General features: G+C 56.8%; 8 protein-coding genes. 3 read left to right on the forward strand and 5 right to left on the reverse strand.

What is annotated here, in order from left to right; translation table 11 throughout:
- Positions 1-8: 8 nt before the first annotated feature.
- From asmA to udk, 3 genes are all read right to left on the reverse strand, one after another.
- On the reverse strand, positions 9-1832 hold the full coding sequence (gene asmA / locus ACN1CO_RS08675; RefSeq protein ID WP_419138625.1) for an outer membrane assembly protein AsmA: 1824 nt from the start codon (positions 1830-1832) through the stop codon (positions 9-11).
- A 12-nt stretch (positions 1833-1844) separates the two neighbouring features.
- Positions 1845-2426: a dCTP deaminase gene (gene dcd, locus ACN1CO_RS08680; protein WP_004571280.1), complete on the reverse strand. Its 582-nt coding sequence runs from the start codon at positions 2424-2426 to the stop codon at positions 1845-1847.
- 83 nt (positions 2427-2509) lie between these two features.
- Positions 2510-3151 carry a uridine kinase gene (udk, locus tag ACN1CO_RS08685; RefSeq protein ID WP_004571279.1) on the reverse strand — a complete coding sequence of 214 codons (642 nt, stop codon included), beginning with the start codon at positions 3149-3151 and terminating at the stop codon, positions 2510-2512.
- A 284-nt stretch (positions 3152-3435) separates the two neighbouring features.
- Here udk and ACN1CO_RS08690 point away from each other — a divergent pair, with 284 nt between their 5' ends.
- The 3 genes from ACN1CO_RS08690 (at position 3436) to yegD (ending at position 8977) form a co-directional block, all read left to right on the forward strand.
- Positions 3436-4050, forward strand: coding sequence for a phosphatase PAP2 family protein (locus ACN1CO_RS08690; RefSeq protein WP_419138626.1), 615 nt, complete (start codon positions 3436-3438; stop codon positions 4048-4050).
- Positions 4051-4213: 163 nt separating this feature from the next.
- Positions 4214-7549, forward strand: coding sequence for a diguanylate cyclase (locus ACN1CO_RS08695; protein ID WP_419138627.1), 3336 nt, complete (start codon positions 4214-4216; stop codon positions 7547-7549).
- 75 nt (positions 7550-7624) lie between these two features.
- Positions 7625-8977, forward strand: a complete 1353-nt coding sequence (yegD, locus tag ACN1CO_RS08700) for a molecular chaperone (protein WP_419138628.1) — start codon at positions 7625-7627, stop codon at positions 8975-8977.
- A 55-nt stretch (positions 8978-9032) separates the two neighbouring features.
- On the opposite strand, the gene ACN1CO_RS08705 is transcribed toward yegD, so the two are convergent.
- Entirely contained in the window at positions 9033-10373 is a 1341-nt protein-coding gene (locus ACN1CO_RS08705) for a carbohydrate porin (protein ID WP_419138629.1), read from the reverse strand.
- A gap of 209 nt (positions 10374-10582) precedes the next feature.
- Entirely contained in the window at positions 10583-11542 is a 960-nt protein-coding gene (locus tag ACN1CO_RS08710; protein ID WP_419138630.1) for an aldo/keto reductase, read from the reverse strand.
- Positions 11543-11776: the final 234 nt, after the last annotated feature.

Raw genomic sequence — 11776 nt, forward strand, 5'->3', positions numbered from 1 at the left:
CGCGCCCGCTACGGGCGCATAATTTTCTTCAGGTTCTCTTTGTTCTCGCCCTCTTTCTGGCGATCGATCCACTGATTCAGCCGTGACTTCGCCTCACTCTGCAGACGGTTACGCAGAACGTCATCCACCGGCAGGGAGTATTGCAGGCTATCCCAGTCGCCATACATGCGCAGCGGGACAGGCTGATCGGAGAGCGCCTTAACCAGCGCATCATCACCCTTCCAGCCGCCGATCTTCAGACCCAGCGTCACATCCAGCTGCTGCTGCACCATGTCGACTTTGCCCGCACCCTGCAGGCCCAGATTCTGGCCGTTGCCATTAATATCGCTGAAGCTGAGCACGCCTTTATTCAGCGCGACCTGGCCGCTGATCGACTCAATGCCTTCATCGACGGCTTCCTGGCTGCTGACCTTGTCACTGACCCGCGCCACTGCACGCTGCACCATCTGCTGCAGATTGAGCTGTGCCAGCTTCAGGTTGCTGGCGCTGAGGGTCGCCCTGCCCTGCCAGCTCCGCTTCGCCGCCTCAACCGTCAGCGTATTACCCGACAGTTCGCCGTCGAGACTCAGATTGCCCTGCAGACTTTCCGGCAGTTCAAACGCTTTCAGCAAAGGCTGAATCGCAATTAACCGGAGTTGCGGTTTCAGGCTGACCCGCGTCTCTGGCTGACGAATATCAATGCTGCCGGGAACGGAGAAGCTGCCATTGCCCAGCTTGCCGCTGAGGGTATTCAGCGTCATGAGTCCCTGCTGGTTGCTGGCGTTAACGGCAAGGCCGGTCAGAGAAAGTCCGCGCCACACCGCATTGTCCGCCTGAAGTTTCAGGGCCAGATCCATGTCGTTGAGCGGAGAGTCGGCGTTGGTGCGTTCGCGCGGCGCAGCAATCACCGGCGAACGGGCCACGGTGGCGTGCTGCGCGCCAGGCGCTTCAGAAACAGGCGCACTGGTGAGTAAATTATCGAGGTTCAGATTACTGGCTTTCAGATCCAGCGCCAGCTGCTGTGGCGGCGCAACATGGCCACTGCCCTGTCCGGTCAGCGTGCTGTCATTGGCGGTGAGCTGCAGATTACTGAAGGAGAACTGCTGGCGGTCGCCATTCCATTCGCCCTGCAGGCTCAGCGAGCCTTTAATCCCCTGAGACGGAATATCGGCGCCGGATAACGTGTAATCCAGCTGCTGCAACTGGCCGCTGAGGCGATGCGGATATTGCGCGGCATCGAGCTGACCTTTGAGATTCAGTGTGGCGTTGCGCTGGTTGCGCATCAGAGTGGTGCTCAGCGAAAGTGTCGCCAGCTTGTTCGCGTCCTGTTCCATATTAATGTTGAGGTCGCGGAAATTATATTCGTCGCCGCCTGGCTGTTGCCAGATCAGCAGACTGTCGGCGACGCGCAGTTTTGCGATGTCAAATGACCAGCCGGTAGAGGGCGTGGCTGGCTCCGCATCACGCGGACCCTGAGGGGCATTTCTGGCGCGCTGTGCGCTGCTGTCGGGCGTCACCCGCACTATCGCGTTTTTCAGCAACACCTGGCTGACGCTAAGCTGATGGGACAACAGTGGCCAGAGATCGACATCAAGCCGCATATTTTCCGCTGAAACCAGCGGCTGACTGGCACCCGGTGCAGTGAGACTCATCCGGCCAGCCAGAATGCTGAGCTGCGGCCAGACGTGCCAGCGCAGATCGCTGCTGACCTCAAGGCGATAACCACTGCGTTGTTCGACCTGTTGCACCATATAGGCACGAAAGTCGTTGGGATTGACCAGCAGCACCAGCGCGCTCATTCCCGATACGACCACCACTAAAAGGATGGCCAGCGTGGTTATCACTCTTTTCATTACATCCTCAGATCAGTCTTTATCAATACGGCTGGCATCAGCACCCTGCTGACCGCGATATTTCGCATCTTCACGCCGGTTGTAGGGACGCGCAGCCGGGCCGGAAAGGGGTTCAAAACTCAGCGCACCGATTAACATACCAGGACGCAGCGCCAGCGGCAGTTTACCTGAATTGTAGAACTCCAGCACGATTCGGCCCTGCCAGCCTGGATCAATGCGGTGCGCCGTCACGTGAACCATCAGTCCCAGGCGTGCCAGCGATGAACGTCCATCCAGCCAGCCCACCAGATCGTCAGGCAGCGTCACAGACTCCAGCGTGACCGCCAGCGCCAGTTCACCCGGATGGAGGAAAAAGGCTTCGCCATCAGGCAGCACAATCTCATCGCTCATGACCCGATCCAGTGCCGCGCTCACTTCCTGTTTCGGGCCACTCAGATCGATAAAGGCCGCGGTGTGGCCGCTGAAGGTGCGGAACTGATTACCCAGGCGCACATCAACGGTGGCCCCATTAATGCGCTCGACCGGCGGGCGTGGCTCGATGGCCAGTTTGCCATTGTCCAGCCAGGCTTCAATATCGCGATCGCATAATCTCATTGCGGGAACTCCATGACATAAGTGTAGCGAACCGGCGACAACGTGACTGCCGCCGGTCTGCATCACGTCCGGACGGACGTGCGTTATTCAAAAAACTGGTTGATTTTCGCCTTAAGGATATCGATGGCGATACGGTTTTTTCCGCCGCGCGGCACAATGATATCGGCGTACTGTTTTGATGGCTCGATAAACTGCAGGAACATCGGACGCACGGTCTTCTGATACTGACTCATTACCGAATCCATTGAGCGGCCACGCTCATTGACGTCACGTTTCATACGACGCATCAGACAGATGTCGAGCGGCGTGTCCACGAAGATAGAGAAGTTGAGTTCCTGGCGCAGACGGGCATCGGTTAACAGCAGAATGCCTTCAAGGATGATGACCTTTTTGGCCTTCAGGTGTTGCGTTTGCTGGGTGCGGGTGTGTTCAACATAGCTATAAACCGGCAGCTCAATATCCTGCCCGGCTTTCACCGCCTGCAGATGCTGTAACAGCAAATCATGATCCATCGCACTCGGATGGTCATAATTGGTTTTAACCCTCTCTTCCATGGTGAGGTGACTTTGATCTTTGTAATAAGCATCTTCCGGGATCACCCCGATGTGCTCGTCACCTACCTGATCACGGATTTCACGATAGAGCGTGCTGGCAATTAAACTTTTACCGGATGCGGAAGCGCCGGCAATGCCTACAATCACGCACTGATGAGACTTGTCAGTCATACTATTTTAGGACCTGATAACTGGAGCCTGCCACTGGTCACACATTACGCGGGCAGCGGACGGGCCGAAATGGAGAGGGTGTGTTCGCGCTAAGTATAGGGATTTCGGCCTTTTGATGCCAGAAAAATGGCGCTGCACTCTTTTCAGACTTTCTCCTTTGGACGCCACCCATTTCACCGATAAACTAACGGCACACCATACTATAAAAAAAATGGCCTGCGCGGCGCGCTGTTCAGACAACGCGTGTCGCTATTGTGACGACCGAATGATGCATCAGGAGTGGTATGCACTGGAAGACTTTGACCTATTTTGGCGACAGCATGCTGTTGATTCCGACAGCGGTGATTATTGCGCTGATTTTGCCGTGGAAAAGTGACAATCGCCGTACGGTCTTTTACTGGATTCTGGCCTTTGGCCTGGCTGGCCTGACCGTCAGCCTCTCTAAAATTCTGTTTCTGGGCTTTGGCATCGGCAGTGCCCGCTTTAATTTCACCGGTTTCAGCGGCCATAGCGCCATGTCCGCCACGCTATGGCCGGTTATGTTATGGCTGATTTCCGGCCGCTGGTCTGCGAAGTGGCGCATTGCGGCAATTGGGGTGGGTTACCTTATTCCGCTGATGGTCGGTTTCTCGCGCCTGGTGATCCACGCTCATTCAAAAAGTGAGGTCGCCACCGGTCTGCTGCTGGGCTTCACGCTGAGCACCGCGTTTCTTATCTCCCAGCGCCGCACCTCGCTCAAAGGCTTCAGCTGGCCGCAGGTCGGTGCTGCGCTGTTAGTGCCGTTTGTATTGATGAGTCACGGCCGTGTCGCCACCACGCAGCAGTTCCTGGAGCGTTTCTCTGCCAGCCTCGCCGGGATGGAGAAGCCCTATACCCGCGCCGATCTTTTCCGCCAGTAATCAACACGCTGGCAATCAATCTCACCCTGCCCGTCAATTCACTGAATAACGGGCATTATTGATTTCACCCCTTTTTTCTTTGCCGAATGTGCTAGCATGCAGTCAGAGAATGACTGGTGCCTGATTCGCCATTGCGGAGCGTTGCACCCTGCCGGAAGTCCGCATGACGATTGAGATCCTGTCCCCGCACAATAGCACGCCAAACCGCTGGCTCTCGGCGCTGCTCCTTGGCTGCCTGGTGTTTGTCCTGACGCTGTTCTGTCTTGAACTGATCGTCGTCAGCGGAAAAATCTCCCCGCTCTGGTTCCCGACCACGTTAATGACCGTGGTGGTTTTTCGCTGCCCGTCACGACAGCTGCCGCTGCTGCTGACCGCCTGCGTGCTGGGCACCGCCGGGGCGAACGCCATCATTATCGGGCCTGCCATCTCCAACCTTAAATTCGCCCTGCTCAATCTTATCCAGGCCGGTGTGGGTGGCATGCTGCTGCGTGCTCTGCTGGATCGACGTGCGCCACTGAATTCGCTTAACGACTGGGCCAGGATGGTGCTGTCGGTGGGCATCGTGACGCCGGTGCTCGGCGGTCTGCTGGCGCTCTGGACCCTGGAGGTCAGCGGCCACGCCTCGTTTCCCTTCTTCTATACCTGGGTGATCTCCGAGATCATCGGCATGCTGGTGTTAGGCCCGATGTTACTGCTGATGCCCTGGCCGCTGCGCCGTGTACAGTTCAGTAATCTGCGTCTGGCCGAAGCCATGCTGACGCTGCTGCTCACCCTGGGAGCCAGTTATCTGGCGCTGCGCTTTTTGCCGTGGCCCTTTACCTTTATTGTGGTGATCCTTTTCTGGTGTGCGGTCCGCCTGCCCAAGCTACAGGCCTTTGTGCTGTTCTTCCTCAACGCCAGTTTTATCTCGATGCTGCTTGCCTTCGACCTCGTCAATGTGATGAACAACAATGCCGCGCTGGGCCCGGTTTCGAGCTGGCTGCCGTTTCTGCTGGTGTTGATCCCCAGTCACATTATGTCGCTGGTGATGGACGCATTCCGGCGTGAAAAACTTCACATTACCGACAGCGAAACCCGTTTCCGTCACGCCATGGAGTATTCTGCGATTGGCATGGCGCTGGTCGCGCCGCAGGGCGGCTGGCTGCAGGTCAATCACTCTCTCTGCCAGATACTCGGTTATCCGGCCGATGAGCTGAAGCGGCTGACCTTTCAGCAGATCACTCATCCCGACGATCTCACTCTCGATCTGCATCAGGTGAACCGGTTGCTGGAGGGTGAAATTGATACCTACACCCTGGAAAAGCGCTATTTCCGCAAAGATGGCGAAATCGTCTGGACGCGACTGACCGTCTCGCTGGTGCGCGACAGCAGCTATGTTCCGCTCTATTTTATTGCGCAGATTATCGATATCTCGGAACTGAAGCAGAGCGAGCAGGTGAACCGCCGGTTGATGGAACGTATTACGCTAGCCAACGAAGCGGGCGGCATCGGCGTGTGGGAGTGGAACCTGCTGACCGGCGAGATGTTATGGGACAAGCGCATGTATGCCCTGTTTGGCCTCGCTCCTCATGAATCGCCGAGCTATGACCTCTGGATCCATCTGCTGCATACCGCCGATCGGGAATACGCTGCACTGACAGTGCAGCAGGCGATTGAGCTACGCAGCGCGTTTCACATGGAGTATCGCGTGGTCAATGCCGAGGGGCAGCGCTGGGTGCGTACCCAGGCCAACCGGCTGCTGAGCAAAGAGGGTCGTATTGAGCGCATGCTGGGTATCTGCCAGGACATCACGCCACTCCGCAATCTGAATGAAGCGCTATTTCAGGAGAAGGAGCGCATGGCAATCACTCTGGATTCGATCGGCGAAGCGGTGATCACCACCGATAAAGAGATGCGTGTGGCCTTTATGAATCCGGTAGCGGAGAAGATGAGTGGTCTGTCACAGGAGCAGGCCGCCGGTCAGCCGCTGAGTGAGTTGCTACATATCACTCAGGGACGTAACGGTCCCGAGGTAGAGAATCTGCTGTTATGCCAGCTGCCGCCGGAAAAAATCACCCCTAGCCTGGCGGAAGATCTGGTGCTGCATACCCCGGATGGCGGCCATATCGATATCCACTACAGCATCACCCCGCTGCGTTCGGAAGCCGGTCTGGAACAGGGTGCGGTGATGGTTATTCAGGATGTGAGTGAGTCACGCAAACTGATGAAGCGCCTGAGCTACAGCGCGCTGCATGACACTCTGACCCGTCTGCCTAACCGCGCCAGCTTTGAGCTTCAGCTTAAGCGTCTGCTGTTTGATGCCGCTGAACATCAGCATCAGCATGTGCTGGTGTTTATCGACCTCGACAAGTTTAAAGCGGTCAACGACAGCGCCGGCCATGCCGCTGGCGACGCGTTACTGCGTGAACTCTCCGATCTGATGCAGCATCATCTGCGCAGCAGCGACTTCCTGGCCCGACTGGGCGGCGATGAGTTTGCGCTGCTGATGCCCGATTGCGATGTCGATCAGGCGCATGACGTGGTGCAGCGCATCGTTGCCGCGGTGAACGACTACCGCTTCCAGTGGCTGGGTCGCCTCTATCATGTGGGTGCCAGCGCCGGAGTAACGCAGATTTCGCCAGAAAACTGTCAGAGCAGCGATGTGCTTTCGCAGGCGGATATCGCCTGTTACAACGCCAAACGCAGCGGGCGCGGAAGGTTGATGATTTACGAACAGCATCGCTTACCGCTGCCGGGCAATCATCAGGATATGGATGCCGCGATGATTGATGCGCTGCAGATCGAACTGCCCGCCTGGGCCGTTGCGCCGCCAAAAACGCCGCAGTCAGCGTTTATCTGGCTGCTCGATGTGCAACTGTTAACCGCTGATGGATTGCTGGTGGATGAGACTCTGCTGCGCAATAACCTGCCCGATGAAACGCTGCGACGCCGGCTGGATAACAATATTCTTGAGGCTTTTTTCCGCCACGACGTGGAGAAGCTGAATCACAAAGGCATTCCTGTGATTCTGCCGCTTAACGCCCAGCTGCTGAGTGATGCCGCCTTTGTGCAGCAACTATGTCAGCGCTTTGCCGCAGCCGGTCTCTCCGAAAGCCACTGTGGTTTCGCGTTCCCTGCCGCCAGCGTGCTGAGCAAAGGCGATCAGTTCTATGCCGCGCTGCTGCAATTGCGTCAGTGTGGCTGCCGCATCGTCCTGCAGAATTTTGGCCGTAATCTGGAGGCCTTTAATCTGCTGAGCGACGAGGTGGTCGATTATCTGGTGCTGGCACCGGAGCTGGTCGCCAACGTTCATAATAATCTGATGGATGAGATGCTGCTGACCATCATTCAGGGCCAGGCATCCCAGCGCAATATCTCGGTGCTGGCCGGTCCGGTTTCGGTGCCGGCTCTGCTCAGCAGCCTGGCAACCCTGGATGTCGATGGCGTCTGGGGCAGTGCCGTGGCCGAGCGGCAGCCTTTACGCTCACTGGCCGAAGATCGCATCTTCGCTATCCGTTAATTCCCGCGCTGCCTGCTTGCTACCCTGCTGAAGCTGCGCTAAAGTCGCCCCCTTTTTTCCGGCATGGGGGCGAAAATGTTCATAGGATTCGATTACGGCACGGCTAACTGTTCTATTGCAGTCAGCGAAAATGGCACGCCACGTCTGTTAACGCTGGAAAATGATCAGCGCCTGCTGCCCTCGATGATCTGTGCGCCGACCCGCGAGTCGATCAGCGAATGGCTCTATCGTCATCATCAGGTGGCGACACCGGACAGCGAAACCACCGCGCTGCTGCAGCGCGCGCTGCGTTACAACCGCGAGGAAGATATCGACGTCCAGCCCAACAGCGTGCAGTTTGGCCTCACCGCGCTCCAGCACTATATGGTCGATCCCGAAGATGTCTGGTTCGTTAAATCCCCCAAATCGTTCCTCGGTGCCACTGGCCTGAAGCCACAGCAGATCGCCCTGTTTGAAGATCTGGTCTGCGCCATGATGCTGCACATCCGCAAGCAGGGTGAAAGCCAGCTTGATCACACTATCGATCAGGCCGTGATCGGCCGTCCGGTTAACTTCCAGGGTTTAGGCAGTGATGAGTCTAACCAGCAGGCTGAAGGCATTCTGCTGCGCGCCGCCCATCGCGCCGGTTTCCGTGACGTGGAGTTTCAGTTTGAACCGGTCGCCGCCGGACTCGATTTCGAAGCGACGCTGAAGCAGGAGACGACGGTTCTGGTGGTGGATATCGGCGGGGGGACGACCGACTGCTCGATGCTGCTGATGGGGCCAAAATGGCGTGATAAGGCGGACCGTCGTGAGAGCCTGCTGGGACACAGCGGTTGCCGTGTGGGCGGTAACGATCTTGATATCATGCTGACGTTTAAAACCCTGATGCCGTTACTTGGGCTGGGCGGTAACACCCTCAAAGGCACTGCGTTGCCTGCCCTGCCGTGGTGGAACGCGATCGCCATAAATGATGTTCCGGCACAAAGCGACTTCTACAGCCCGGCCTGTGGCAAGTGGCTACGGGATTTAGTGCGCGATGCTGAGCAGGGTGATGTCGTGGCTCGCCTGCTGAAAGTGTGGCAGCAGAAGCTGAGTTATCGCCTGGTGCGCGCCGCGGAAGAGAGCAAGATTGCGCTGTCAGCCAGCCCGGCGCATACCGCCTCGCTCGACTTTATTGCTGCTGCTTTAGAGACAGAGATTGGGGTGGATCAGTTGCAGGATGCCATCAGTCAGCCGCTGGAGAAAATTCTGGAGCAGGTGCAGCTCGCGCTGGCCACCAGCCAGATCAAGCCTGATGTGATTTACCTGACCGGCGGCAGTGCGCGTTCACCCTTGCTGCGTGCGGCACTGCAGCAGACGTTGCCGGATACGCCAATTGCCGGCGGCGATGATTTCGCCTCCGTCACCGCAGGACTGGCCCGCTGGGCGGAAGTGATGTTCCGCTAAGCGGGTACTGCAATAATAAAAAACGGCACCTGACGGTGCCGTTTTTTATTGAGAATCAGAATGCAATATTGGCGCTGATACCGCCGATAAACGCATCCTTCACTTCGCTCACCGCGCCCGGTGCAACCACATACTGCAGGTTAGGTCGCAGTGACATCCAGTTCGTCACTTTGGCGTTGTAGTAGACCTCATAGTTGTACTCTGAACCTTCCTGAATCGGCAGATAAGTCGGGCTGTCAAAGCGGCTCTCGCCATTGGCCTGATTCTGCTGACGCAGTGAACGGGTGTAGTCACTGTTCACATGAATACGCGATGCGCCCACGCCAATCTCATCCTGCGGACGGGCATCAAACGGTCCTGTCCAGGTAAAGGCGATAGACTGGTAGTTGTCGGTCTTCGAGGTCTTGTGATCGTTCATCACCGCCTGCACCCGCACGCCCAGACCACGATTCACATCGCCATCCTGCGCAGTCAGCTGTTGCTGTAACAGCAGATAGCCGCCATAGGAGTGCGCCTGATCCTGATAGCCGCCGTTGCGCCAGCTGCCGTAAACATCACCATCCACCGACGAGTAGTAATAACCGATGCGGTAATTACCCGGTAATTTCTCCGGCCCGAAGGTGGGTTTCCAGCCCAGTTCGACTGGCACCAGATTGCCTTCTGAATTGCTGGTATCCAGACGGAAACCATCACCGCGATCGTAGTTAGCGCTGTTCTGATTATAGAAACCGACCTGGAAGAAGACGTCTGGCGTGATATTGAACTTAACCCGGCCGCCCCACTGCGACACCGGCCAGTTGAACCAGCGGTCGCCGCGCCAGTTACCTGCCTGCCCGCTACCCAGCGCCAGGTTCTGGAACAGATTGCCGTCGAAGTTATCGAAATCTTCACCGACCGTCACGCGTCCGGCTTTCAGATCGACCACATCGTTGAACAGCCCTTTGCGCAACCAGAACTGCGTCAGACGCCAGGTCTGGCCGCGTCCATAAACTTCCTGCACAGACGAAAGCATCCCGGTGCGCTGATCGGCGACCTGATCAGAAAGGTTCTGTCCGTTACGACCGGTCACGGTCATCTGAAACTCGGCATCCTGCCAGTCCAGCAGCTTTTGCAAATCGAAATTGGTGCCAAACGCCCACTGATCGCTGTAGCGCATGGTGGTGTTGGTATTAGCGCCACCGCCTAAATTTGCGGCGCTTTCCATGGTGTAGTTGACGTCAAACTTAATGCCGTCATCCTGTAACTGCGTTCGGTAACCGCCCCAGTCACCAAACATCCATTCGGAGTCCGGACTCAGGGCGTCAGCGGCCAGAGCTTGCGCGGAAAACATGGCCACGATCAGGGTGCCGGTTGCCACACGGGCAGCGGAAAAAGCGTGTGCTTTTCTGTTTTTCATTTTGCTTATTCTTATGTGAGTGACGGAAAGTGACGCGCAGAGGATAGTGCTGGAGTGTCTCTGTTTTTTATAAAAATGTGCGCACTATTACCCGTAACATCCGTTTATTAAAGCAAGTGTGATCGGGATCTCTGAATGGTTATTCTTTGGTCGGGATGCGCATTTTTTAACAGGCGCAGAGTCAAAAGGGGCGCCAGCGCCCCCTGATATTAAAGGCTTGCCTGATCCAGCAGGTCAATCTGCGTCGGGTTCAGCGTCAACTGCATCGCGCCAGCCAGATCGTCGAGCTGTTTAAGCGACGTGGCACTGACGATTGGTGCGGTAATGCCAGGACGGGCAATCAGCCAGGCCAGCGCTACCTGCGTCGGCGTCACCTGATGCGCTTCACTGATGGCGTCCAGCGCGTCCAGAATCCGCAGGCCGCGTGGGTTAAGGTATTTCTCCACCACGCCCTGACCGCGCGCGCTTTTACCGGCATCCGCTGCATCACGGTATTTGCCACTGAGGAAGCCGCTGGCGAGCGAGTAGTAGTTGATAACCCCTAAGCCGTGCTCCCTGATCACCGGCTCCAGCTCGGACTCATAAGGCTGGCGGTCATACAGGTTATATTGCGGTTGCAGGGTTTCGTAACGCGCCAGCCCATGCGACTCACTCACCTGCAACGCCTCCTGCAGCCGCGCCGCGCTGTAATTTGAGGCGCCAATGGCTCGCACCTTGCCCTCACGGATCAAACTGTCAAAGGTGCTCAGCGTTTCCGCCAGTGGCGTATCCTCATCATCGCGGTGCGCCTGATAGAGGTCGATATAGTCGGTCTGCAAGCGGCGCAGTGAATCCTCGACCGCCTGACGGATATATTGCGGCTTCAGCCCGGTTTTCTCCGGCGACAGCTCCATACCGACTTTGGTTGCCAGCACGATCTGGTCACGTTTACCGCTTTTTTTCAGCCACTCACCAATAATCGTTTCCGATTCACCGCCTTTATTACCCGGTGCCCAGCGGGAATAGACGTCGGCAGTATCAATAAACCACAGCCCTCGATCCACCAGCGCATCCAGCAGAGAAAACGAGGTGGATTGATCCACCGTCCAGCCAAACACGTTGCCGCCAAACGTCAGCAACGGCACCGTAATACCACTGTCACCCAACTGCCGGGTTTGATTCTGACTCATTATCTGCTCCTGATTTACCTTAAAAAACGGTCTCTCTCTCAGCATAGCAAAGTGTTTTCACGCCTTTATGACGATTGTGCTGCGATTAATGTCAGAACAGGCATAATTACCCGGCCCTGACAGATATCCTTATTTCCTTCAAATTCTGCCCGTCAGAGGCGACTACACTAGTCGTTTGCAGGCTAACCCTTTCATGCCTGCGCCTGGGACTACGTCACTGCTGGAGAGCATCAA

This window comes from Pantoea sp. R13S299 (assembly GCF_048515925.1).
Taxonomy (GTDB): Bacteria; Pseudomonadota; Gammaproteobacteria; order Enterobacterales; family Enterobacteriaceae; genus Pantoea.